Below are 22,103 nucleotides of genomic sequence, written 5' to 3'. Positions count from 1 at the left end.
CGTGGTGGCGCCCTTATAGTCAGGCGTTTTAAATCCCGCAAGCGGCAATTGCGGTTTTCTTTCAAAAAAATGACAGGAAATCCGACTGCATTCGAGACGCCGATTAATGAAGCTGAATCAATAGGCTGCCACTTGTTTCTTTAATGAAACGAGGCGGCGCTGCCGTAACGTAATGTGGAAATCGCGCGGCCGTCAGATCGCTCTTGCCGTCGTTATCGGTGCGCGCTTGCCGCCGCAACCCCAGTTCCAGTCGCGGGTTTTGCCAGTATCGAGGTGAACCGAATCCGTGTGGCAGTAGGTGCCGACGCCGCCGCGGTCCGGCAATGAGCGGATATAGGCGGCGATATCCCATTTCGTCACGCCGTCGATCTGGATGTCGGCGGCCTCGCAGCTCTTGTGCATCGATTCGTCAGCGCCGCCGACGAGGCGGTTGTGTTCTTCGTCGCGATAGCCGGAGGTGACGATGACCGGCCGGCCGAAATGGCTTTCGACCATCTTGATCACCTTCAGCAGGTCGGGCTTGAAGCAGCCGACCTCGACCTTGTCGTTCTGGAGATGTAGCCCGTTCGGCGCGATACGCGTCATGCCGGGCAGGGCCGCCTTGTGCAGCAGGCCCGAGAGGCTGCCGAGCAGGTTCTGCTTTGGCGCGCTGTAGAGCGCGTTCATCGTCGAGGTCGGAATGCTGCCCGTCGCCAACGACGCCGTCTGCACGGGCGCAAGCTGCGTGCTGTTATTCTGCGAGGATTGCTGCGGCAGCACTGGTTCTGCCGGCTGTTGGGGCACGGGCGGCTGGCTGTAGACGCTGCTTCGCGCCGGTGCTGCACCTTCCACCGGCACATAGGCCTGCGGTTGAATGACGGTCGACGTGCTGTTGTTCTGCGGCGCCGGCTGATGATCGGAAAAGATGCTCATCGCCTGCGCGTTGATCCGGGTCGACTGCAGGACGAGCCCGCCGATATTGGCAGGCGCCGCCGTTGCCGAGCCAGCGGGCGGGACGGCTACATTCGGATCCTGTGCCACGACCTGAGGCGCGCCCTGGACGCCGGAGACGTTGACGAGCCGGGGATCGGTATAGACCGCACGCGGGGCAGGGCTTGCAGGGGCTGCCGTGGCCAGCTGCGGTGCTGCGGCTTGCACCGCCGGAACCACTGGATTCGTCGCCGCCGCATCGAGCGCCTTCTTGTCCGACGCGCAGCCGGACAGTGCCAGCACCGAGGTGGCGATCAGCAAAGCGCCCGTCACGGGCATCCGCATCTGCATGTTACACAAGCGACAGTCTCCAGTTGATGCGGAAAATAAGCGAAAAACGCTTCTCTTCCGCTTCGAGTCGCCAGGAGATTGCCTGCGGCGTGGGATCGCGGCAAGCGCCGAGGCGCTGGCCGGACCCGAAATCGAAAAAGCCGCAAGCCTCGCAAAAGCCTTGCGGCGAAAACCCTTACCAGGCGCCGGTATTGCCCATCGAGGCCCAGGGCTCAGTGGCCGGAAGCGGGCTGCCCTTCTGCAGGATTTCGATCGAGATGCCGTCGGGCGAGCGCACGAAGGCCATATTCCCGTCACGCGGCGGTCGGTTTATGGTGATGCCGTTGTCCATCAGATTCTGGCAGGTGGCGTAAATATCGTCGACCTCATAAGCGAGGTGGCCGAAATTGCGTCCTCCGCTATAATCTTCCGTGTCCCAGTTGTAGGTAAGCTCGAGGCAGGGAGCCTTTTCGCTGCGCGCACGGTCGAGATCGTCGCGGGCGGCCAGGAAAACCAGGGTAAAGCGGCCCTTCTCGTTTTCGTGGCGACGAATCTCCTCCAGCCCGAACAGCGTGGTGTAAAAGGCAAGCGAGGCGTCCAGGTCTTTGACGCGAACCATTGTATGAAGATAACGCATTCTATTTACTCCTTTATTGGGGCTGGCTTTTTTCGGCGAACCGAGGTCAGCTTCGGGCAAGTCATCTTTATAAAATGTGCAGCTGGGAATAACCGAAAACTAGGACTTGCGCTTATCCGTTACCAAGATGTTAATCTTGATTTCAAGAATCAGTTAACCGTAACAGTGTGACGCGTATTCGAGGGGCTGGCGACAATGGCTGATAGGATTTCATCGAACGAATACTCCGACCTCGACGAGCTATCGGGAGAGCCGGTCGATCTTGTTGAAATCACCGGCGTCGTCAAGTGGTTTGACGTCGCCAAGGGTTTCGGCTTCATCGTGCCTGACAACGGCTTGCAGGATGTTCTTCTGCACGTGACCTGCCTGCGCCGCGACGGTTACCAGACGATCCTCGAGGGAACGCGCATCGTCGCCCTCATCCAGCGCCGTGAGCGCGGCTATCAGGCTTTCAAGATCCTCTCGATGGACCAGTCGACCGCGGTTCATCCCTCGCAGCTGCCGCCGGTGCGCACCCATGTGCAGGTCACCGCGACGAGCGGGCTCGAGCGTGCGCTGGTCAAGTGGTTCAACCGCACCAAGGGCTTCGGCTTCCTGACACGCGGCGAGGGCACCGAAGATATCTTCGTGCATATGGAGACATTGCGCCGCTTCGGCCTGACTGAGCTCCGCCCCGGCCAGGTGGTTCTCGTCCGCTTCGGCGACGGAGAAAAGGGCCTGATGGCCGCTGAAATCCATCCCGACGTTCCGAGCCCGGCAAGCCGGTCTCACTGAACATGCGCGGCTTAATCCTATTTGATGCCATCAGAAGCGCCATCCTGGCGCTTTTTTTCATGGTCGCGCTGCCGGCGTTCGCTGACGAGGGGATGCGGTTCGACAAGGAGCCGCTGCTCATCCAGACCGCTGCCGGCAAGGTGCTGCATTTCACCGTCGAGATCGCCGCGACCCCGGATCAGCGCGCCCACGGCCTGATGTTTCGCAAGACGATGGCCGATGATGCCGGCATGATCTTCGATTTCGACCAGCCGCGGCGCGTCACCATGTGGATGGAAAACACCATCCTGCCGCTCGACATGCTTTTTGCCGACGACACCGGCACGATCCGTCACATCAAGGAAAACGCGACGCCCTATTCGCGCGACATCATCGATTCGACGGTCGCGGTGAAATACGTCGTCGAACTCAACGCCGGCATCGTCGCCAAACTGGGAATCAAGCCCGGCGACAGGATCGTCAGCGCCACGACAACGAAGAAGGCGAAGTGACGGCGCGCGACCACGAGCAGAGGTGCGCCTGTCAAGGAATTCAACAATATCGGGATATTTGAATGGTCGGAGTGGAGAGATTCGAACTCCCGACCCTCTGGTCCCAAACCAGATGCGCTACCAGGCTGCGCTACACTCCGTGCCGTGAATGGCAGGGGAGATACACGGTTCACTTCGCCGTCGCAACCCATAAATCCAGCTCTGGCCGAAGATTCCTCGCCGGACCTGTGGATGCAAGACAGAAAAATCTTGATAGGCCACCAGCCTGCTTGCCAGGGGCACGAGTTCGGTCTGCCTGGCGCAATTGTACGTCAGGACAAGGCTGCCTCAGCCTTGGGCGATCAGGCCGATATATTGGGCGTAGCTGATGACAACGTAGAAGAACGCCGTGATGCTGGCCCCAATCACAATGGCATTGAACTCCGCCGAACGTTTGATCATGAGTGCAAATCCACTGAAAGCGACTGGCCCGTAAAGTAGTGCCGAGGGCTGGCTGCGGCAATCAGGTTGTGATCACAAGGTGAGACAAGCGGAAATATTGCGAAATCCGGCCGACAATCACCTGGTTTGAAAGGAGGCGGTGTCGGCCGTCATGCGAACGGAGTCGGCAGCCGTGTCGCACACCGCCTTTTTTCTTGAAAAAGCGGGGATTCGCGGCTAAGCAAAATTCATCTCTTGGCATTATCGTCAGCGATGAAGCCAAGGCCCGAGAGCGGGCCGGTAACGGGATAGAGACCAGGAAAGGCGGGCGTTGCCCGCATAGTCGGAGACGCTGCAGTCATGTCTGCCAAGATCTATCGTCCAGCCAAGACCGCCATGCAGTCCGGCAAGGCCAAGACCCATCTCTGGGTGCTTGAATTTGATCAGGAGTCGCCGCGCAAGATCGATCCGATCATGGGCTACACCTCCTCGGGCGATATGCGCCAGCAGGTGAAGCTCACCTTCGAAACGCAGGAACTCGCCGAGGCCTACGCCCAGCGCAACGGCATCGAATACCGCGTCATCGCGCCGAAGGATCCGGTCCGCCAGGTCGTCGCCTATCCGGACAATTTTCGCTATACCCGCACGCAACCCTGGACGCATTGAGATTTCTGGTCCAGATATGCCATCCGGTCGCGCTCGTGAGACGCGGCCGCCGGACGGCCCCTTAGCTCAGCTGGATAGAGCACCTGCCTTCTAAGCAGGTTGTCGCAGGTTCGATTCCTGCAGGGGTCGCCATCATTTCAATTGTCCATACCGAGACATGGGTAATAGCTGGTTTCGGCCTCTGTTGCGGACTCATGTTTGGTCCAGGAGCTTGAGACTGACGGAAAGGCGCCCCAAGAGCCATCGTCGCTATTCTCTCCAAAGCAAGTTCGGGGAGCGTGTTCACATTTCGTTCTCGCAGCGCTAGTCTCACCTTCAGTCACCGGCGAGGGGAGGCGTTTATGGATCAAAAGGCCAAGTTCGAGCGATGAAGGCACTTCACCAGGGGGACAGTGCCTTTGTCATCCCGAACCCGTGGGACGCCGGTTCGGCTCGCCTTCTCGCGAGCCTTGGCTTCGAAGCGCTCGCGACCACCAGCGCGGGTTACGCCTTTTCCAAAGGCAAGTTGGATTCATTCGCGAGCCTTGGACGCGATGAGGTTCTTGAGAACGCCGCCGAGATCGTTGGCGCTGCTGATCTTCCTGTCTCTGCTGATCTTGAAGATGGCTTCGGTGCGTCGCCAGAAACCTGTGCGGAAACCATCCGCTTGGCCTGCGAAATCGGACTTGTCGGCGGATCGATCGAAGACGCGACAGGCAATCCTGCTGCCCCGATCTACGAACTATCGCAGGCCGTCGAACGCATCCATGCTGCAGCGGAGGCGGCACGCGATCTGCCTTTCCTTCTAACGGCGCGGGCGGAGAACTATCTTTGGGAGAGACCCGATCTGGACGATACCATCGAACGGCTGCAAGCGTTTTCGGCCGCTGGGGCAGATGTGCTTTACGCCCCCGGCTTGCCTGATATCGAGGCAATCAGAACCGTTTGCGCAGCCGTGGACAAGCCGGTCAACGTGGTCATGGGTTTGAAAGCGCGAAAATACTCTGTTGCCGAACTGTCGAGCGTCGGAGTGCGCCGCGTGAGTGTCGGCGGCTCTTTCGCGCGGGCCGCGCTGGGTGCGTTGATGCGCGCCGCTACGGAGGTCAAAACAGCGGGTACGTTTGGATATGCCGACGACGCGCTCTCTGCTGCAGTGGTTAGCCAACTGATGTCACGGGAGAAGCGCCAGGACAGGCTATGAGCTGGGCAGAAGCGAAAATCGCGGCGGATCTGCACTGCTCGAGCGCTTCCTCAAATTCTTCTCCGGAATCTGCTCGAGCGATCTCAGTGAACGACCGAGAGGTAGCGGATGCCGGCTTCATCCGCCGCTCTGATCAGCGCTTCCCGCGCGGCGTTTGGGGGCGTGGTTCCGCGGATGGCGTCGAGGCATGTCCTCACCGCGACAACATACTCCTCGCCATCATCGCCGGGCCATTCGGAAATGAGCATGGTGGCTGCGTCGCCGAGGGTTCTGACGACGCTGTATTTATCTTGGCCGCTCATGAGGATCCTCAGTGCGGGAAACTGATGCGATGTGTACCGATTCATGACATTTGGTCCTTGCATCATAAACATATTAGTAACTCTGCAAGAAGTGTTCCAACCCGAGCTGCGTCATGATCATCCTCTATGAAATCGGCAAAAGCAGTCGGCAATGCCTTTCCAACCAGAAGCCGGGAACTTGTTTTAAACACATTGCCGTCTTATTGATTCTTCTATCGAAATTGCTTGTCGAGCTTGGTTTGCGCCCTGGCGTCCCAGCTGATCTTTCCTTTCAAAATCGATTTCTGCGCCGTCCGGTAGCAGCCGGAGGGTGATTGTCATGCCGGTTGAGGGGGGATCGTCATGAACGCAGGCAATTCTTTGATCGACACAAGCCTCCCGCCAACACCCATCGTCGCTGCCTGATATGCCTTCGGTCCTTGACCGCGGATGTCAGGGGCGGCATTCCGGCTGGGTTTTCCAGCCATCGAGGAGAATTTCATGAGCAAGACCAATGCAGAGGCACTGTTGCGCAAAGCGCAGCGCCAGGTTGCCAATACCAGCGGCGGTGGCCATCTCGGCGGCACCAACTTCGGTCAGGGCAACGATGCCAAGACCTCGTCCGGAAGCGGCAATCGCCCGGCGGGCAAGGGCCGCCCGCCAGCTGGCGGCAAACGCTGACTATAACGCCGCGCGTCTTTCCGATTTAAGGAACTATGCAGAGGTCGCAGCATCGCGATTGAGGACAGCCCCGCCAAAATGGCGGGGTTTCTGTTTGATAGGCCTCTGAAGGGCTCGGCTCTTTTCAGCGATCCAGGAAGTGATCGAAGTAGACCTTCGGGATAGGATAGGCGTAGACGCCTCTGTCGACGAAGCTGCGTCTATAGAGGCAATTTCTGAGCGCCGCGTTGTAATGCAGGCTTTGCGGATCCGGCGAGCCGCGCCGCCAGGAGCTCGCCTCCGGCACGCAGCGTTGAAGCGCCTTGTCGTATCGAGCCAGGAGGACCGGGTCGGTATCGACCCGAATGCCGCTATAGGATTGATAGTTTGAAGGGGATTCTGCGGCCGAGATACAGCCCAAGCTCAGTGCAAGACCAACGACTGCCATCAATCTCATCGGATTTAATTCTCCATGATCGATTTTTGAAGTAATCGAGCGCGACGTTATTGGTTCCAACGCCTGCGGGCAAGCGGACTCCTTGTTCCCTCCGCATCGGCGCGAGACCTTGCCGGGTGGCTGCCGTCGTAGAAATGGCGGCAGCCATCCGCCGTTGATTAATCCAGGAGATCGGCCGGGACCGTGCCGCCATTTTCCGAAAGCCGCTTCATCAGCGCCTTGTGCAGCCACATGTTCATTTTTGCGGAATCGTTGGTGTCGCCGGTATAGCCGAGTTCAGCGGCAAGTTCCTTGCGCTCGGTCAGGCTCGCATCCATCCCGACGGCTTTCATCAGGTCTACAATAGAGCGGCGCCAATCGAGTTTCTGACCGCTCTTCTTTACAGCCGCATCGAGGATCGGGACGATATCGACTGTGGCTGTGCCTGGCGCGGTGGCCGTGGGGACCGGCTTGCTCTGCGGGGCAGGGGCCGCAGGCGCCGGACTGGGGGCTGCCGACGGTGAGGCAGGCGCTTGCGCCGGCTCTGTCTTCGGCACGCCGGCAGCAACGGGTTCGGCTGCTTTCGCCTCTCCGAAGATTGCATTTTTGATCTTGTCGAAAATACCCATTTTAAACCTCCAGTTCCCTCAGGTGAGAACATGCTGAAACATGGACTTCCCGCTTGATATATCCAGGCGGAAAGGGAGTTATTTTTAGCATGTTCAATCGTTGGTGGAAAAGCCAATGCCCGGGACAGCTGTGGTCCATCATAAGGAACAGCTGCCATAGGATTGCTCGCCGCCGGTTCAAGATTGCTGCGCAATCGGAGGGAATACTTCAGCAGCCTTCCGACTGTCATCAGACATGCCCGCTTTTGGCACAGTCGGTCAGGCAATTCGGAATTCAATAACCGTGAAACATCATTGCACGCCGCCAAACCGACTTGCCGCGCCATGCTGTGAAACATTTGTCATCTCTTTACGTTGCCTTGCCATGGACGTCCTATAGTTGCAGGCGTCCGGTCGATCGAAGGTACGCGCGTTCCTCGATTTTCGGCTGCCGGGCAGATGGTTCGGCGGAATGAAACGGAGGAAAATATGACCCATAACCACAATAGAGTCTCCCTTGCAGTGCTCGCATCTACCTGCGCTCTCCTTGCCATGCCGGCAAGCGATGCGCGTGCAATCGATGTCGGTGTGTCGGTGAATGCAGGCAATGCCGTCAGCGCCGATGCCAATGCTTCCGTCGGCGGCTCGAGCGGCGTCAATGCCAATGCGACCGCCAATGCAGGTGGTGGCCGGGGCATCGATGCCGATGTCAATGCCGGTATCGGCGGTGGCAACGGTCTCGACGCAGACGCCAACGCCAGGATCGGTGGCGGGCGCGGCGTCAATGCCGATCTCAATGCGCGCACCGGCGTTTCCAATGGAATCGATGCCAACGCCACGGCCGCAGTCGGCAGCGGTAATGGCGTCGATGCCAATCTCGCCATCGGCAGGGCAGATGGGGCAGGCAGCAGCGGGAGACCCGCGGCTGAGCGCAGCCTCAGCGCGTCCCAGATCCGCACCCTGGAGGCCTTCCGGGCGAGGCCTGTCAATGAGCAGCGCAAGATGCTCGTCCGTTGCGCCGATATCTCCGGTTCAGGCGGCTCCGATTCCGGACTTGCCGGTCTCTGCAGTCTGCTGCAGGCGACAGCCTCCCGCTAAACGTGAAAAGACCCGCCGAGCCACAGGGTTCGGCGGGTCTTTTCAAAGAATACTTTGATCTAAAGCATGTCTCGCGAAAGTGTCCAGCGGTTTGCGACAAAGAATGCGGAAAACAAAGACCTAAAGCGCGGTACGCGAATCTGAAAGATCGCAACCGCGCTTTAGTGCAGGATCTGGCTGAGGAACAGCTTGGTGCGTTCGTGCTGCGGATTGTCGAAGAACTCGGCCGGCGAATTCTGCTCGACGATCTGGCCCTGGTCCATGAAGATGACGCGGTTGGCCACCTGACGGGCAAAGCCCATTTCGTGCGTGACGCAGAGCATGGTCATGCCTTCCTCGGCAAGGCCAACCATAGTGTCGAGCACTTCTTTGATCATTTCGGGATCGAGTGCGGAGGTCGGCTCGTCGAACAGCATGATCTTCGGGTTCATGCACAGCGACCGGGCGATCGCCACGCGCTGTTGCTGGCCGCCGGAGAGCTGGCCCGGATATTTGTTGGCCTGTTCCGGAATCTTGACCCGCTTCAGGAAGTGCATGGCCACTTCTTCGGCCTGCTTCTTCGGCATTTTTCGGACCCAGATCGGCGCCAGCGTGCAGTTTTCCAGAATCGTCAGATGCGGGAAGAGATTGAAGTGTTGGAACACCATGCCGACTTCACGCCGCACCTCGTCGATCTTCTTCAGATCATTGGTGAGCTCGGTGCCGTCGACGATGATGCGGCCCTTCTGATGCTCTTCCAGGCGGTTGATGCAGCGGATCATCGTCGATTTGCCCGAGCCTGACGGACCGGCAATGACGATGCGCTCGCCGCGCATGACCTTGAGGTTGATGTCGCGCAGCACGTGGAAATCGCCGTACCACTTGTTCATGTTGACGATCTCGACCGCCACTTCCGTTGCGGAAACGGTGAGCTTTTTTGCTGGAGCTTCAGCCATGATTGTTTTCCCTCATTCTTATCGTTTTAGCGTTCTTATCGTTTGTGGCCGGTATCGAGATGGCGTTCCATGAAGCCTGAATAGCGCGACATGCCGAAGCAGAACAGCCAGAAGATGAAGCCCGCGAAGATCAGACCCGTGATCGGCGTGACGGAGCTTGCCCAGTTGGCATCGGAGAAGTTCAGCTTGACGATGCCAAGCAGATCGAACATGCCGATAATGGTGACCAGCGACGTGTCCTTGAACGTTCCGATGAAGGTGTTCACGATGCTCGGGATGACCAGCTTGATGGCCTGCGGCATGATGATCAGTCGGGTCTTCTGCCAATAGCCGAGGCCAAGCGAATCTGCGCCTTCGAATTGTCCCTTCGGGATCGCCTGAAGGCCGCCGCGGATCACTTCCGCCATATAGGCCGACGTGAAGATCGACACGCCGATCAGCGCCCGCAGCAATTTGTCCACGTTCCAGCCTGTGGGAAGGAAGAGCGGCAGCATGACACTTGCCATGAACAGAACGGTGATCAGCGGAACGCCTCGAATGACCTCGATGAAGGTAACGCAGAGCATCCGGATGACAGGCATCTTCGAGCGGCGCCCCAACGCAAGCAGAATGCCGCAGGGTAAGGAGACGGCAATACCGACAAAGGACAGGACGAGCGTCACCATCAACCCGCCCCAGAGTGGAGTCTCCACCACTTCGAGGCCGAAGCCGCCGTGAAGAAGCCAGAAGGCGATGACCGGCAGGACGGCGAACAGAAGAATGGCGTTCAGACCCTTGCGCGGCGCCGACGGGATCAGCATTGGAATTAGCAGCAGAATGAATAGGATCCCGACGATCGCCGGCCTCCAACGCTCACCGAGCGGATAGCGGCCGAATATAAACTGATCGTACTTGGCGCTGATGAAGGCCCAGCATGCACCGCTCCAGCCGTCAGGCTGGATGCCGCCCTGGATCGTCGTCGCGCAGAATGTGCGGTCCGGCCCGGACCACACGGCCTGGATGAACAGCCAGTTGACGAGCTGCGGCACCGCCCATGCAATGAGCGCAAGAGCCAGAATTGTCAGGATCACGTCCTTCGGAGTTGCCAGGAGATTGCGACGTATCCAGGCGACGGCTCCCCTCTCGCCGGGCGGCGGCGGTTCGGCGGCAAGGATGGACGTTCTGACAAACGGTTTATCGGCGACCGACATCTTATCTCTCCACCAGTGCCATCTTGGCATTGAACCAATTCATGAACAGCGACGTGAGAATACTCAAGCTGAGATAGACGATACCCCAGATGCAGACGATCTCGATCGCTTGACCGCTCTGATTGAGGATCGTGCCACCGACGGCAACGAGATCCGAGAAACCGATCGCGATGGCGAGTGAGGAGTTCTTGGTCAGGTTCAGGTACTGGCTCGTCAGCGGCGGAATGATGATGCGCAGCGCCTGCGGCACCACGACAAGTCTCGTCACGCTTGACGGATGCAGCCCCAGCGCTCCGGCTGCTTCGGATTGTCCCTTTGGAACGCCGCGAATGCCGCCGCGAACGATCTCGGCGATGAACGAGGCGGTATAGAAGGACAGAGCGAGAAACAGCGACATGAATTCGGGGCCGACGACGGAGCCGCCCGTCAGGTTGAATTTTCCGGCGACCGGAACGTCGAAGGTGAGCGGAAAGCCGGAGACAACGAAGGCCAGCAATGGCAAGCCGACGATCAGCGCGATCGACGTCCATACGGTGTGGAACGGCTGGCCGGTTGCGGCCTGGCGTTTGTGGGCCCAGCGCGCGATGATGATGGTGGCGACAATCGCAATCAGCAGGGCGATGCCGACCGCTATCATGCCCGTGTCGAAGATCGGCTTCGGGAAGGCCAGTCCTCTGTTGTTGAGGTACATGCTGAACGGCAGACCCACCGACTCGCGCGGCTGCGGCAAAACGGAGAGAACGCCGAGATACCAAAAAAAGATGACGAGCAGCGGCGGAATGTTGCGGAAAACCTCGACATAGACCGTGCAAAGCTTGGCAATTAGCCAATTGCGCGACAGCCGGCCGATCCCGATCAGGAAGCCGATGATGGTCGCCGTGAAGATACCGGTCACCGCCACCAGCAAGGTATTCAGAATACCGACGAGAAGTGCGCGCGCATAAGTCGAGTCACTCGAAAAGGTGATCAGCGACTGGCCGATTTCGAAACCGGCGCGACCGCGAAGAAAGCCGAAACCCGATGCCGTGTTGCTGCGGGCAAGGTTCACGGCAGTGTTGTGGGCCACCCACCATACAAAGCCCACGAGAACAACGATTGTTAGAAGCTGGTAAAATATGCTCCGGTATTTCGGGTCGTACATTGCCGACCGGAAACTCCAGCCGGTGTCATGCAAAGGTGTCCTATCCACAGCCCCATGCGTCATGCCGCGCCAATCCCCTTGTGCCCGTTTTCGGGCTTTCTTTTTACTTTTGGAAGATGGGAGGGCGGCTCGGCCGCCTTCCCGGCATTTCATGCCAAAGCTCGATTAGCGAACCGGCGGTGCGTACTGGATGCCGCCCTTGTTCCACAGAGCATTCAAGCCGCGTTCGATCTTAAGCGGGCTGCCCTGGCCGATGTTGCGCTCGAAGATTTCGCCATAATTGCCGACGCCCTTGATGACGTTGGCGGCCCAATCATTGGTCAGGCCGAGATCGGTACCAATCTTGGTGTCGGTCTCGCTGCCGAGGAAGCGCTTGATATCAGGGTTCGGCGAGTTCTTCATCTCGTCGACATTTGCCTGGGTGATGCCGAACTCTTCGGCATTGATCAGCGCATAAGCCGTCCAGGAAACGATATCGAACCACTGATCATCACCCTGACGGACGGCCGGGCCAAGTGGCTCCTTGGAGATGATCTCAGGAAGGATGACGTGTTCGTCGGGGTTCTTCAGCGTCAGACGCAACGAATAGAGACCGGATTGGTCGGTCGTGTAAACGTCGCAACGCCCGGCGTCGTAGGCCGCGTTGACCTCAGGAAGATTTTCGAAGACGACCGGATTGTACTGCAGATTGTTCGTCTTGAAGTAATCGGCGAGGTTCAATTCCGTGGTCGTGCCCGACTGTACGCAGACTGCGGCGCCGGAGAGTTCGAGAGCCGACTTCACATTCAGGCTCTTGCGAACCATGAAGCCCTGACCGTCATAATAGGTCACGGGACGGAAGTTGAAGCCGAGTGCGGTGTCGCGATTGATTGTCCAAGTGGTGTTACGCGAGAGAACGTCGATTTCACCGGACTGCAGAGCGGTGAAGCGTTCCTTCGCATTTGTCGGCGTGTACTTGACCTTGGTGGGGTCGCCGAACACGGCCGAAGCGACGGCCTTGCAGAAGTCGACGTCGAAGCCGGCCCAATTGCCGGAAGCGTCAGGTGCGGCAAAGCCGGTAAGGCCGGTATTGACGCCGCACTGAACGAAACCCTTTGCCTTGACATCCGTGAGTGTCGTGGCCGAAGCAGCCGAAGCGCCAAGAGCGAAAACTGCTGCGCCGATCGTTGCGGACAGAAGCTTGTTCTTCATTTTTTCCCAACCTTTTCCGTTGTCTTGTATTTTCTTGTGGGAAGTTCCGGCGGAAAAACTCTGCCGCCCCCCATTTTCTCGACACCCTCCCGGCGCGAGTTGTTCTATCACAGTCGCAAATGTCACCAGGGTCAAGTGTCGCGGTCAATAATTGCGGCAAATTTCAGCATTTTGGGAGATTGCGCTGCGTTCGTGGGCACTTGGCTATGAAATAGGCGCCTGATTGCGGAAAAATAACGCGAAAATCGTGGCTTCCACCGCTTCGCTACGTCGCCGGCGATCAACTCCAAGGGGTTGACCTGATATGGCGGGGCGTCCAAAAGTCCGGTTTCGCGTCTCCGTCGCCAAAGGCTATTCCCGACATGAAAGACAAAGACAGCTTGCTGCAGAATGCCGGCATCAACACCCGCCTGACCCATATCGGCAACGATCCTTTCGACTATCACGGCTTCATCAATCCGCCGGTCGTGCATGCCTCGACGGTGCTGTTTCCGAATGCGCGGGCGATGGAGACGCGCACGCAGAAATACACCTACGGAACGCGCGGCACCCCGACGACGGATGCGCTCTGCGAGGCGATCGACGCACTCGAAGGCTCGGCCGGCACGATCCTTGTGCCGTCTGGCCTTGCGGCCGTCACCATTCCGTTTCTGGGTTTCGTCGCTGCCGGCGATCACGCGCTGGTGGTCGATTCGGTCTATGGCCCGACGCGCCATTTCTGCGACACGATGCTGAAGCGCCTCGGCGTCGAGGTGGAATATTACGATCCGACGATCGGCGCCGGCATTGAGGCGTTGTTCCGGCCGAACACCAAGCTCGTCCACACCGAGGCTCCGGGCTCCAATACCTTCGAAATGCAGGATATTCCGGCGATCTCGACGGTTGCGCACCGCCATGGCGCCGTCGTCATGATGGACAATACCTGGGCGACGCCGGTCTATTTCAGGCCGCTCGATTACGGCGTCGATATCTCCATCCACGCATCGACGAAATATCCGTCCGGCCATTCCGACATTCTGCTCGGAACGGTTTCGGCCAATGCCGAGCACTGGGAGAGGCTGAAGGAAGCAAACGGTGTGCTCGGCATCTGCGGCGCACCCGATGATGCCTACCAGATCCTGCGCGGATTGCGCACCATGGCCCTGCGCCTCGAGCGGCATTATGAAAGCGCGCTTCATATCGCAGAATGGCTGGAGGGCAGGGAGGATGTCGCCCGCGTGCTGCATCCGGCCCTGCCGAGTTTCCCCTCGCACCATCTCTGGAAGCGCGATTTCAAAGGCGCCAGCGGCATCTTTTCCTTCGTGCTTGCCGCCGACGGCCCCGAGAAATCAAGAGCAAAGGCGCATGCCTTCCTCGACGCGCTCAGGATTTTCGGTCTCGGCTATTCCTGGGGTGGCTTTGAAAGCCTCGCTTTGCATGCCTATCTCAACGATCGCAAGGTCGCCAAGGCGCCGACGGACGGTCCGGTCATCCGCCTGCAGATCGGCATAGAGGACGTGGCTGACCTCAAGGCCGATATCGAACGGGGTTTTGCCGCGGCAAGCGCGATCTGATCAGACACGCTTCGTCGTCGCTGGCAACTCAACGCAGATCTGCAGCCCGATAGCCGTAGATCCAGTCGAGATCTGCCGCGAGGCTTAGCGGCGGCTTGAGGCCGAGCACGAGATCGCGGCCGATCCGGATCGGCCCTTTCGCATGATAGGCAAACCGGTTGAAGGCGCCGCGCTGGCGAAGCCTCGCAATGCGCGGTGCCCGATGTCTTTCGAACAGCGCCAGCGCTTCCGCCACGGGACGGTTCGAAAGAAATGCGGCCAGTTCATAGGCGTCTTCGATCGCCATCGCCGCTCCTTGGGCGGCAAAAGGCATCATCGCATGCGCGGCATCGCCGATCAGAACCGTCTTTCGGCCGTCCTGCCATGCGCCTGATGTGGTTTCGAACAGCGGCCAGAACGTCAGCTTCCTATTTCTGTCGAGCAGCGAGACGATGGCGGCGTTCCAGCCGGAAAAGCGCGCCCGCAGTTGCGCCCGCTGCTCGGCCGTCGGTTCGCTTTGCCAAGCCTGTGGCGCGATATTGCCGGCGGTAATCGCCACCATGTTGAAGCTGCCGGTCTCCCTCAGCGGATAGCAGACGAGATGCGCCGAACCGCCGAGAAAAGCCGAAACGCTTGCCCGGTCGAGGAAACCGGGCGCCTCCGTTTCGGCAATGGTAAAGCGGTAGGCGATATTGCCGGAAAAGCGCGGCGAGGGGCTGCCCGGAAAGAATTGCCGCAGCTTCGACCAGACGCCGTCGGCGCCGATGACAACATCGGCCGCGCGCTCGAAAGGCGGTAGGATCGAGACCATCCTTACGCCAAGGTGAAGCCGGCAGCGCGGATCGGCCGTAACCGCAGCCAAAAGCGCTTTCTGCAATGTGGTGCGGTGGAGGACGCCATAGGGAGCGCCCCAGCGTTCCCGCGCGAATTTGCCGGCCGGCACCGCCGCGAGCTGGCGAAGCGACCCACCCGATATCAGCCGGATCGCGTCGGGCTCGAGCCAGACCTTTGACAGGCCTTCAAGGATACCGAGTTCGGCAAGGATGCAGGAAGCGTTCGGCGAAACCTGCAATCCGGCGCCGATGTCGGTGAGTTCGCCCGCCTGCTCGAAGATCTCCGAACTGATGCCCCGGCGCGAAAGCGCAAGGGCAGCGGTCAGCCCTGATATCCCGGCGCCGATGATGGCGGCATGTTCGATCGGCATTGCCCGTCCGATCCGGATCTGGACCGACTACGCCGCCTTCACGTGGAAAACGCAACCGGCCGGATTGGTCTGGCTCGGCTTGAGCGCGGAATTGAAGCGATAGAGCGTAGAGCAGTAGGAACAGACCTTCTCGTTGTCGTCGCCCATGTCGATGAAGATATGCGGATGATCGAAGGGAGCCGAAGCGCCGGTGCACATGAATTCCTTGACGCCGACTTCGATAACGCGGTGACCGCCGTCGTTCTGGAAGTGGGGAATGTTGTGGCCGGCCATGTCGCTCTCCGAATGCTTTGAAATGTGCGCGAACCTTATAAGCCTTCGCCGCAAATGTGTAGAGCCAAACCGCCGCGCCAAGCACAGTTTTTAGCCACAGTTTTTGGCTTCACGATGAAATGCCGCTCGACTATGGTCGCGCCAAAAGGGAAGGCCCGATGAACCTGAATACGCCCACATTTTCAAGCTTCACCCATGACGGACTGCAACTCGCCTTCTTCGATGAGGGCGATCCGGCCGGCGTCCCCGTATTGCTGATCCACGGCTTTGCCTCGACCGCCAACGTCAACTGGGTGCATCCGGGCTGGCTGAAGACGCTCGGCGATGCCGGCTACCGGGTGATTGCCATCGACAATCGCGGCCACGGCGCAAGCGACAAGCCGCACGATGCCGAAGCCTATCGTCCCTGGGTCATGGCTGGCGATGCGATCGCCTTGCTCGATCATCTCGGCATCCCGGAAGCCAACGTCATGGGCTATTCGATGGGCGCGCGCATTTCCGTCTTTGCAGCGCTTGCCAATCCGCATCGCGTCCGTTCACTGGTGCTCGGCGGCCTCGGCATCGGCATGACCGACGGCGTCGGCGACTGGGACCCGATCGCCGATGCGCTGCTTGCCCCCTCGCTCGACGAAGTGACGCACGCCCGCGGCCGTATGTTCCGCGCCTTCGCCGAGCAGACGAAGAGCGACCGGGTCGCTCTTGCCGATTGCATCCGCGGCTCGCGCGATCTCGTCGCCCGCTCCGATATGGCCAAGCTCGACATGCCGACGCTGATCGGCGTCGGCACCAAGGATGATATCGCCGGCTCGCCGCAGGAATTGGCGGCGCTGATGCAAAAGGCCGAAGCGCTCGATATTCCGGGCCGCGATCATATGCTTGCCGTCGGCGACAGGGTTTTCAAGCAGGCGGTGCTGGCCTTCTATGCAAGGGTCGCCCATCGCTGACAACATCGTGATGCCGAAAAACCATGCTAAAAAACCATGGCGACGACACCCATTTATGTTATTGGCGTTTTCATCTATATATTGGCATTCCGAAAATGGCATTCCTGTTGGCAGCGAGGAGAGCGGCGATGGTCGCAAAGACTGACATCCGTGCTTTTGACACAGGTCATCCTCTGAAGGTGATGGATCCCATCTGGGACAGCCTGCGCGAGGAAGCCCGGCTCGCCGCCGAACGGGATCCGGTTCTCGCCGCCTTCCTTTATTCTACGGTGATCAACTACCATTCGCTCGAGGAATGCGTCATCCACCGCATCTGCGAACGTCTCGATCACCCCGACATGCAGGCGAACCTGCTTCGCCAGACCTTCGAGGAAATGCTCCTCGACTGGCCTGACTGGAGCTCCATCCTGCGCGTCGATATCCAAGCGATCTACGATCGCGATCCAGCCTGCCTGCGTTTCATGGAGGCGGTGCTTTATTTCAAGGGCTTCCATGCGCTGCAGACCCATCGTCTGGCCCATTGGCTGCTGAACCGCGGCCGGCGTGATTTCGCGCTTTATCTGCAGAGCCGCTCCTCCAGCGTCTTCCAGACCGACATCAATCCGGCCGCCCGGATCGGCAAGGGCATCTTCCTCGATCACGCCACCGGACTCGTCGTCGGCGAGACGGCCGTCATCGGCGACAACGTCTCGATCCTGCACGGCGTCACACTCGGCGGCACCGGCAAGGAGGGCGCCGACCGCCATCCGAAGATCGGCTCCGGCGTCATGATCGGCGCCGGCGCCAAGATCCTCGGCAATATCGAGATCGGCTATTGCTCACGCGTCGCCGCCGGCTCCGTCGTCCTGAAGGCGGTGCCGCCCAAGAAGACGGTGGCGGGCGTGCCGGCCAAGGTCGTCGGCGAGGCCGGTTGTTCCGAGCCGTCGCGCAACATGGACCAAGTGATCGGCGCCGATATCTGAGCGCCCGTTGGAAACTAAGGATAGGAAAAGTCGGCGGGATCCGAGCGGGAGGGCCATCAGCAAACGGCAACCTTGCCTTTACACCGCTGCATTTCCTGTGCAAGAAGCGGCCAATCAAGACCGCTTACGGAGATGACAGAGTGAAGCCAGAAGAAATCAAGAAGCTCGACGCCTATTTCAAGCGCATGTTCAACCCGCAGATGATCGTCAAGGCGCGTCCGCGCAAGGATGATTCTGCGGAAGTCTATCTCGGCGAAGAATTTCTGGGTGTCGTCTATATCGATGACGAGGACGGCGACCGCTCCTACAACTTTTCGATGGCGATCCTTGACGTCGATCTCTGATCGCGTTCGAAAGCTTCAAAAGGACCGAACGGCGCGATCCGTTCGGTCCTTTTTCGTTTTTTCGATTCAAAGAGAGAATTTATTCAAAACTTCCGGTTGCGGCATTCTGATATATTTTAGCAAAATCAGTTAAAGACGTACGTGCCCCGGCTCGCAGGCTTTGTTATGTTATTGTAATGCAACCAGTAGATGTTTTGCAGCGCACAAGACTACTTGACTATTTGTGCATTGCAGCTACCCTGCCGCCACCAACAGCCCAACGGAGGATGGCTAATGTTCAACTTTGACGATGCTAACAAGAAGAGCAAGGAAGCCGTGGACACGGCACTGAGAACCTATTCCGACACGACCAAGGGCTTTCAGGCGATCGCCGCTGAAGCCACTGAATATTCGAAGAAATCCTTTCAGGACGCGGTGACGCATTTCGAGACGCTGGCCGGCGTCAAGAGCTTCGAGGCCGCTTTCGAGCTGCAGACGAACTACGTTAAGGCATATTTTGAAGGTTTTGTCTCCGAGACGACGAAGCTCAGTGAGATGTATGCCGATCTCGCCAAATCAGCCTATAAGCCCTATGAAGCGCCGATCGCCGCTGCCGTCGTCAAGACCGCCAAGTCTGCGCCGTCGGCGACGCCTGCTGCTGCATGAAATGATTTCTAAAGCGCAACCTGCGCTACATATTGAAAAACGAGGACCGGCTACGCATCTGTAGCCGGTCTTTTTGTTTCCACTTTCGCTGCGGCGCCCGCTGGGATCGGCTAAAGCACGTCGCAATCTTTCAGATTCGCCCTTCGCGCTTTAGGTCTTTGTTTTTACGCATGTCGCGCAAAACCGTTGCACGGTTTTGCGCGACATGCTTCGGGGACTTTTTTGGTCTTTCCCGTGCATGCGGGCCATTTCTTGATTGCAGTGTCTGACAGGGGGCTTAAAATCAGCCTATTATGAACTAAGTTAGTGTTTCAGATATTCGGCGGGAAAAGCACCCTCCCATGCTCTGCCGGATTGCTTGAGGAATGAATGACAATGATCGCAAAGCCGATCCGGATGCAGAACGACAGCGAAAGGAACGGGGACAACGCAAATCGAACCTCGGTCATCACACGCACCAAGCCGAAGACCAAGAAGCCCAACCTCTATCGCGTGCTGCTTTTGAATGACGACTACACTCCCATGGAATTCGTCATCCATATTCTGGAGCGTTTTTTTCAGAAGGATCGTGAAAGTGCCACCCGCATCATGCTCCATGTCCATAACCACGGCGTCGGCGAATGCGGAATATTCACATACGAGGTAGCGGAAACGAAGGTCAGCCAGGTGATGGACTTCGCCCGGCAACACCAGCATCCGCTGCAATGCGTCATGGAAAAGAAGTGAGGATCTGAACGTGCCAACATTTTCGCCTAGTTTAGAGAAGGCGCTCCATCAGGCACTGACCTTTGCCAACGAGCGGCACCACGAATATGCGACGCTCGAGCATCTGCTGCTCGCCCTGATCGACGATGCCGATGCGGCCGCGGTCATGGGTGCCTGCAATGTCGATCTCGACGCGTTGCGCAAGACGCTCGTCGAATATGTCGATAACGAACTTTCCAACCTGATCACCGGTTATGACGAGGATTCGAAGCCGACCTCCGGCTTCCAGCGCGTCATCCAGCGTGCCGTCATCCACGTGCAATCGTCCGGCCGCGAGGAGGTGACCGGCGCTAACGTGCTCGTCGCCATTTTCGCCGAGCGCGAAAGCCATGCCGCCTATTTCCTGCAGGAGCAGGAGATGACCCGCTACGATGCCGTCAACTATATCTCCCATGGCATCGGCAAGCGGCCGGGCGCTTCGGATGTGCGTCCCCCGCGCGGCGCCGAGGAGGAAGCCGAAAGCAGTAAGCCGACGGCGCGCGGCGGCGAGGAAGAGGGCGGCCCGAAGAAGCAGCAGGATGCGCTCAAGGCCTATTGCGTCAATCTCAACGAGAAGGCCAAGGGCGGCAAGATCGATCCGCTGATCGGCCGTCACGCCGAGGTCAGCCGCACGATCCAGATCCTGTGCCGCCGTTCGAAGAACAATCCGCTCTATGTCGGTGATCCCGGCGTCGGCAAGACGGCGATCGCCGAAGGCCTTGCCAAGCGCATCGTCGAAGGCAAGGTTCCGGAAGCGCTTGCCGATGCGACGATCTTCTCGCTCGACATGGGCACGCTCCTGGCCGGCACGCGCTACCGCGGCGATTTCGAGGAACGCCTGAAGCAGGTCGTCAAGGAACTGGAGGAATATCCGGGCGCCGTGCTTTTCATCGACGAGATCCACACGGTGATCGGCGCCGGCGCCACCTCGGGCGGCGCAATGGATGCATCGAACCTCCTGAAGCCGGCCCTGTCATCGGGCGCGATTCGCTGCATCGGCTCGACCACCTACAAGGAATACCGCCAGTTCTTCGAGAAGGACCGGGCACTGGTCCGTCGTTTCCAGAAGATCGATGTCAGCGAGCCGTCGATCGATGATGCGATCGAGATCATGAAGGGCCTGAAGCCTTATTTCGAGGAATATCACCACCTGCGTTATTCGAACGACGCCATCAAGTCGGCGGTCGAACTGTCGGCCCGTTACATCTCCGACCGCAAGCTGCCCGACAAGGCGATCGACGTGATCGACGAAACCGGTGCGGCCCAGATGCTGCTGCCGCCGTCGAAGCGCCGCAAGCTGATCACCGAAAAGGAGATCGAGGCGACGGTCGCCACGATGGCGCGCATTCCGCCGAAGACCGTCTCCAAGGACGACGAAGCCGTGCTCGCCAATCTCGAGCAGGAACTGCGTTCGGTGGTCTACGGCCAGGATATCGCGATCGAAGCCCTTTCGACCTCGATCAAGCTGGCGCGTGCCGGTCTTCGCGAGCCGAACAAGCCGATCGGCGCCTATGTCTTCTCCGGTCCGACCGGCGTCGGCAAGACCGAGGTGGCAAAGCAGCTTGCCTCGTCGCTCGGCGTCGAATTGCTGCGCTTCGACATGTCGGAATATATGGAGCGGCATACGGTTTCGCGTCTGCTCGGCGCACCTCCCGGCTATGTCGGCTTCGACCAGGGCGGCCTTTTGACCGATGGCGTCGATCAGCATCCGCATTGCGTGGTCCTGCTCGACGAAATCGAGAAAGCGCATCCCGACATCTACAATATCCTCTTGCAGGTCATGGACCACGGCACGCTGACCGACCATAACGGCAAGAAGATCGACTTCCGCAACGTCATCCTGATCATGACGACCAATGCGGGCGCATCCGAAATGGCCAAGGCGGCGATCGGCTTCGGCTCGTCCAAGCGCACCGGCGAGGACGAAGAGGCGCTGACCCGTCTCTTCACGCCGGAATTCCGCAACCGTCTCGACGCGATCATTCCTTTCGCGGCGTTGCCGACGGCCGTCATCCACAAGGTCGTGCAGAAGTTCATCATGCAGCTGGAGGCCCAGCTTTCCGAAAGGAACGTCACCTTCGACCTGCATGAGGACGCGATCGCCTGGCTGGCGGAAAAGGGTTACGACGAGAAGATGGGCGCCCGCCCGCTTGCTCGCGTCATTCAGGATACGATCAAGAAGCCGCTCGCCAACGAAATCCTCTTCGGCAAGCTGAAGAAGGGCGGCGTCGTCAACGTCACCGTCGGCCCGAAGGAAGACGGCAAACCCGGCATCGTGCTCGAAGCCATTTCGGAAACGGCGCCGATCAAGCCGAAGCCCGAAGCCGAGGTCGTGCATCCCGAAGGCGATGATGGGGATGACGGCGAGCTGAAGACGAAGGCGGCCCGCAAGACCCGCGCCAAAGCGGTGCCGCAGGCCGAGCCTGAGGTCCGCGACGCCCCGAAGAAGGGAAGCGCGGTTCCGAAGGTTCCACGCAAGAAGTAAGATACCGTCACCGAATTGGAAAA

25 protein-coding genes and 2 tRNA genes are annotated in these 22,103 nt (G+C 59.2%); 15 read left to right on the top strand and 12 right to left on the bottom strand.

The window, feature by feature from the left end; genetic code table 11:
* Positions 1–192: 192 nt before the first annotated feature.
* Complete coding sequence (locus G9X64_RS05260; protein ID WP_171376078.1) at positions 193–1,269, bottom strand: D-Ala-D-Ala carboxypeptidase family metallohydrolase; 1,077 nt, start codon at positions 1,267–1,269, stop codon at positions 193–195.
* Positions 1,270–1,435: 166 nt separating this feature from the next.
* On the bottom strand, positions 1,436–1,876 hold the full coding sequence (gene gloA, locus G9X64_RS05255; RefSeq protein WP_017988206.1) for a lactoylglutathione lyase: 441 nt from the start codon (positions 1,874–1,876) through the stop codon (positions 1,436–1,438).
* A 195-nt stretch (positions 1,877–2,071) separates the two neighbouring features.
* Between gloA and G9X64_RS05250 the strand changes: the two genes are divergently transcribed.
* On the top strand, positions 2,072–2,650 hold the full coding sequence (locus G9X64_RS05250) for a cold-shock protein (protein ID WP_168308781.1): 579 nt from the start codon (positions 2,072–2,074) through the stop codon (positions 2,648–2,650).
* Positions 2,651–2,652: 2 nt separating this feature from the next.
* Complete coding sequence (locus tag G9X64_RS05245) at positions 2,653–3,141, top strand: DUF192 domain-containing protein (RefSeq protein ID WP_168308782.1); 489 nt, start codon at positions 2,653–2,655, stop codon at positions 3,139–3,141.
* Positions 3,142–3,204: 63 nt separating this feature from the next.
* Here the strand turns inward: G9X64_RS05245 and G9X64_RS05240 are convergent.
* Positions 3,205–3,281, bottom strand: a tRNA-Pro gene (locus tag G9X64_RS05240).
* A 640-nt stretch (positions 3,282–3,921) separates the two neighbouring features.
* Here G9X64_RS05240 and G9X64_RS05235 point away from each other — a divergent pair.
* From G9X64_RS05235 to G9X64_RS05225, 3 genes are all read left to right on the top strand, one after another.
* Positions 3,922–4,227, top strand: a complete 306-nt coding sequence (locus tag G9X64_RS05235) for an ETC complex I subunit (protein WP_130743780.1) — start codon at positions 3,922–3,924, stop codon at positions 4,225–4,227.
* A gap of 55 nt (positions 4,228–4,282) precedes the next feature.
* Positions 4,283–4,359: transfer RNA gene (locus tag G9X64_RS05230), tRNA-Arg, on the top strand.
* Between the two features lie 235 nt (positions 4,360–4,594).
* Positions 4,595–5,407 carry an isocitrate lyase/PEP mutase family protein gene (locus G9X64_RS05225; RefSeq protein WP_171376077.1) on the top strand — a complete coding sequence of 271 codons (813 nt, stop codon included), beginning with the start codon at positions 4,595–4,597 and terminating at the stop codon, positions 5,405–5,407.
* A gap of 83 nt (positions 5,408–5,490) precedes the next feature.
* Here the strand turns inward: G9X64_RS05225 and G9X64_RS05220 are convergent, their stop codons facing one another.
* Entirely contained in the window at positions 5,491–5,781 is a 291-nt protein-coding gene (locus G9X64_RS05220) for a DUF982 domain-containing protein (RefSeq protein WP_168308783.1), read from the bottom strand.
* A gap of 41 nt (positions 5,782–5,822) precedes the next feature.
* On the opposite strand from G9X64_RS05220, the gene G9X64_RS05215 reads away from it, so the two are divergent.
* Both G9X64_RS05215 and G9X64_RS05210 read left to right on the top strand, forming a co-directional pair.
* A complete protein-coding gene (locus tag G9X64_RS05215; protein ID WP_168308784.1) occupies positions 5,823–6,023 on the top strand; it encodes a hypothetical protein in 201 nt (66 codons plus the stop codon).
* Between the two features lie 166 nt (positions 6,024–6,189).
* Positions 6,190–6,369 (top strand): hypothetical protein, encoded by a 180-nt coding sequence (locus tag G9X64_RS05210; RefSeq protein ID WP_003559012.1) that lies wholly within the window; start codon positions 6,190–6,192, stop codon positions 6,367–6,369.
* Between the two features lie 124 nt (positions 6,370–6,493).
* Here the strand turns inward: G9X64_RS05210 and G9X64_RS05205 are convergent, their stop codons facing one another.
* Both G9X64_RS05205 and G9X64_RS05200 read right to left on the bottom strand, forming a co-directional pair.
* A complete protein-coding gene (locus G9X64_RS05205) occupies positions 6,494–6,805 on the bottom strand; it encodes a hypothetical protein (protein WP_168275161.1) in 312 nt (103 codons plus the stop codon).
* A gap of 158 nt (positions 6,806–6,963) precedes the next feature.
* Positions 6,964–7,413 carry a DUF3597 domain-containing protein gene (locus G9X64_RS05200; RefSeq protein WP_168308785.1) on the bottom strand — a complete coding sequence of 150 codons (450 nt, stop codon included), beginning with the start codon at positions 7,411–7,413 and terminating at the stop codon, positions 6,964–6,966.
* A gap of 468 nt (positions 7,414–7,881) precedes the next feature.
* On the opposite strand from G9X64_RS05200, the gene G9X64_RS05195 reads away from it, so the two are divergent.
* The gene (locus G9X64_RS05195; RefSeq protein ID WP_168308786.1) at positions 7,882–8,490 is read left to right on the top strand and encodes a hypothetical protein; all 609 of its coding nucleotides are present in this window, start codon (positions 7,882–7,884) and stop codon (positions 8,488–8,490) included.
* Positions 8,491–8,651: 161 nt separating this feature from the next.
* Here G9X64_RS05195 and G9X64_RS05190 read toward each other — a convergent pair whose 3' ends face one another.
* From G9X64_RS05190 to G9X64_RS05175, 4 genes are all read right to left on the bottom strand, one after another.
* On the bottom strand, positions 8,652–9,425 hold the full coding sequence (locus G9X64_RS05190) for an amino acid ABC transporter ATP-binding protein (protein ID WP_064654243.1): 774 nt from the start codon (positions 9,423–9,425) through the stop codon (positions 8,652–8,654).
* 35 nt (positions 9,426–9,460) lie between these two features.
* Positions 9,461–10,615, bottom strand: coding sequence for an amino acid ABC transporter permease (locus tag G9X64_RS05185; protein ID WP_168308787.1), 1,155 nt, complete (start codon positions 10,613–10,615; stop codon positions 9,461–9,463).
* A 1-nt stretch (position 10,616) separates the two neighbouring features.
* On the bottom strand, positions 10,617–11,819 hold the full coding sequence (locus G9X64_RS05180) for an amino acid ABC transporter permease (protein ID WP_168308788.1): 1,203 nt from the start codon (positions 11,817–11,819) through the stop codon (positions 10,617–10,619).
* Between the two features lie 102 nt (positions 11,820–11,921).
* On the bottom strand, positions 11,922–12,947 hold the full coding sequence (locus tag G9X64_RS05175) for an amino acid ABC transporter substrate-binding protein (RefSeq protein WP_168308789.1): 1,026 nt from the start codon (positions 12,945–12,947) through the stop codon (positions 11,922–11,924).
* 362 nt (positions 12,948–13,309) lie between these two features.
* Here G9X64_RS05175 and G9X64_RS05170 point away from each other — a divergent pair, with 362 nt between their 5' ends.
* Positions 13,310–14,500, top strand: coding sequence for a cystathionine beta-lyase (locus G9X64_RS05170; RefSeq protein ID WP_168316869.1), 1,191 nt, complete (start codon positions 13,310–13,312; stop codon positions 14,498–14,500).
* Between the two features lie 28 nt (positions 14,501–14,528).
* Here the strand turns inward: G9X64_RS05170 and G9X64_RS05165 are convergent, their stop codons facing one another.
* Positions 14,529–15,683, bottom strand: coding sequence for an FAD-dependent monooxygenase (locus G9X64_RS05165; protein ID WP_171376076.1), 1,155 nt, complete (start codon positions 15,681–15,683; stop codon positions 14,529–14,531).
* Positions 15,684–15,710: 27 nt separating this feature from the next.
* Positions 15,711–15,956: a zinc-finger domain-containing protein gene (locus tag G9X64_RS05160; protein WP_003539274.1), complete on the bottom strand. Its 246-nt coding sequence runs from the start codon at positions 15,954–15,956 to the stop codon at positions 15,711–15,713.
* A gap of 158 nt (positions 15,957–16,114) precedes the next feature.
* Between G9X64_RS05160 and G9X64_RS05155 the strand changes: the two genes are divergently transcribed.
* The 6 genes from G9X64_RS05155 (at position 16,115) to clpA (ending at position 22,080) form a co-directional block, all read left to right on the top strand.
* Positions 16,115–16,900, top strand: a complete 786-nt coding sequence (locus G9X64_RS05155) for an alpha/beta fold hydrolase (RefSeq protein ID WP_171376075.1) — start codon at positions 16,115–16,117, stop codon at positions 16,898–16,900.
* A gap of 128 nt (positions 16,901–17,028) precedes the next feature.
* Positions 17,029–17,862, top strand: a complete 834-nt coding sequence (gene cysE, locus G9X64_RS05150) for a serine O-acetyltransferase (protein ID WP_003539276.1) — start codon at positions 17,029–17,031, stop codon at positions 17,860–17,862.
* 140 nt (positions 17,863–18,002) lie between these two features.
* Positions 18,003–18,206, top strand: a complete 204-nt coding sequence (locus G9X64_RS36390; protein ID WP_003539277.1) for a DUF3126 family protein — start codon at positions 18,003–18,005, stop codon at positions 18,204–18,206.
* A 273-nt stretch (positions 18,207–18,479) separates the two neighbouring features.
* Positions 18,480–18,851, top strand: coding sequence for a phasin family protein (locus G9X64_RS05140; protein WP_168308793.1), 372 nt, complete (start codon positions 18,480–18,482; stop codon positions 18,849–18,851).
* A 375-nt stretch (positions 18,852–19,226) separates the two neighbouring features.
* Positions 19,227–19,577 (top strand): ATP-dependent Clp protease adapter ClpS, encoded by a 351-nt coding sequence (gene clpS / locus G9X64_RS05135; protein WP_017988219.1) that lies wholly within the window; start codon positions 19,227–19,229, stop codon positions 19,575–19,577.
* Between the two features lie 10 nt (positions 19,578–19,587).
* Entirely contained in the window at positions 19,588–22,080 is a 2,493-nt protein-coding gene (clpA, locus tag G9X64_RS05130) for an ATP-dependent Clp protease ATP-binding subunit ClpA (RefSeq protein WP_168316871.1), read from the top strand.
* Positions 22,081–22,103 lie beyond the last annotated feature (23 nt).

The organism is Rhizobium sophorae (assembly GCF_013087515.1).
In the GTDB taxonomy this organism is placed as follows: Bacteria; Pseudomonadota; Alphaproteobacteria; order Rhizobiales; family Rhizobiaceae; genus Rhizobium; species Rhizobium sophorae.
The sequence above is the reverse complement of the archived record's forward strand: the minus strand, read 5'-3'. Positions and strand labels throughout refer to the sequence as shown.

Excerpts from the sequence above, each read along its gene's own strand:
- gloA (WP_017988206.1), bottom strand. The coding sequence starts at position 1,876 with ATGCGTTATCTTCATACAATGGTTCGCGTCAAAGACCTGGACGCCTCG.
- G9X64_RS05250 (WP_168308781.1), top strand. The coding sequence starts at position 2,072 with ATGGCTGATAGGATTTCATCGAACGAATACTCCGACCTCGACGAGCTA.
- G9X64_RS05245 (WP_168308782.1), top strand. The coding sequence starts at position 2,653 with ATGCGCGGCTTAATCCTATTTGATGCCATCAGAAGCGCCATCCTGGCG.
- G9X64_RS05235 (WP_130743780.1), top strand. The coding sequence starts at position 3,922 with ATGTCTGCCAAGATCTATCGTCCAGCCAAGACCGCCATGCAGTCCGGC.
- G9X64_RS05225 (WP_171376077.1), top strand. The coding sequence starts at position 4,595 with ATGAAGGCACTTCACCAGGGGGACAGTGCCTTTGTCATCCCGAACCCG.
- G9X64_RS05220 (WP_168308783.1), bottom strand. The coding sequence starts at position 5,781 with ATGTTTATGATGCAAGGACCAAATGTCATGAATCGGTACACATCGCAT.
- G9X64_RS05215 (WP_168308784.1), top strand. The coding sequence starts at position 5,823 with ATGATCATCCTCTATGAAATCGGCAAAAGCAGTCGGCAATGCCTTTCC.
- G9X64_RS05210 (WP_003559012.1), top strand. The coding sequence starts at position 6,190 with ATGAGCAAGACCAATGCAGAGGCACTGTTGCGCAAAGCGCAGCGCCAG.
- G9X64_RS05205 (WP_168275161.1), bottom strand. The coding sequence starts at position 6,805 with ATGAGATTGATGGCAGTCGTTGGTCTTGCACTGAGCTTGGGCTGTATC.
- G9X64_RS05200 (WP_168308785.1), bottom strand. The coding sequence starts at position 7,413 with ATGGGTATTTTCGACAAGATCAAAAATGCAATCTTCGGAGAGGCGAAA.
- G9X64_RS05195 (WP_168308786.1), top strand. The coding sequence starts at position 7,882 with ATGACCCATAACCACAATAGAGTCTCCCTTGCAGTGCTCGCATCTACC.
- G9X64_RS05190 (WP_064654243.1), bottom strand. The coding sequence starts at position 9,425 with ATGGCTGAAGCTCCAGCAAAAAAGCTCACCGTTTCCGCAACGGAAGTG.
- G9X64_RS05185 (WP_168308787.1), bottom strand. The coding sequence starts at position 10,615 with ATGTCGGTCGCCGATAAACCGTTTGTCAGAACGTCCATCCTTGCCGCC.
- G9X64_RS05180 (WP_168308788.1), bottom strand. The coding sequence starts at position 11,819 with ATGACGCATGGGGCTGTGGATAGGACACCTTTGCATGACACCGGCTGG.
- G9X64_RS05175 (WP_168308789.1), bottom strand. The coding sequence starts at position 12,947 with ATGAAGAACAAGCTTCTGTCCGCAACGATCGGCGCAGCAGTTTTCGCT.
- G9X64_RS05170 (WP_168316869.1), top strand. The coding sequence starts at position 13,310 with ATGAAAGACAAAGACAGCTTGCTGCAGAATGCCGGCATCAACACCCGC.
- G9X64_RS05165 (WP_171376076.1), bottom strand. The coding sequence starts at position 15,683 with ATGCCGATCGAACATGCCGCCATCATCGGCGCCGGGATATCAGGGCTG.
- G9X64_RS05160 (WP_003539274.1), bottom strand. The coding sequence starts at position 15,956 with ATGGCCGGCCACAACATTCCCCACTTCCAGAACGACGGCGGTCACCGC.
- G9X64_RS05155 (WP_171376075.1), top strand. The coding sequence starts at position 16,115 with ATGAACCTGAATACGCCCACATTTTCAAGCTTCACCCATGACGGACTG.
- cysE (WP_003539276.1), top strand. The coding sequence starts at position 17,029 with ATGGTCGCAAAGACTGACATCCGTGCTTTTGACACAGGTCATCCTCTG.
- G9X64_RS05140 (WP_168308793.1), top strand. The coding sequence starts at position 18,480 with ATGTTCAACTTTGACGATGCTAACAAGAAGAGCAAGGAAGCCGTGGAC.
- clpS (WP_017988219.1), top strand. The coding sequence starts at position 19,227 with ATGATCGCAAAGCCGATCCGGATGCAGAACGACAGCGAAAGGAACGGG.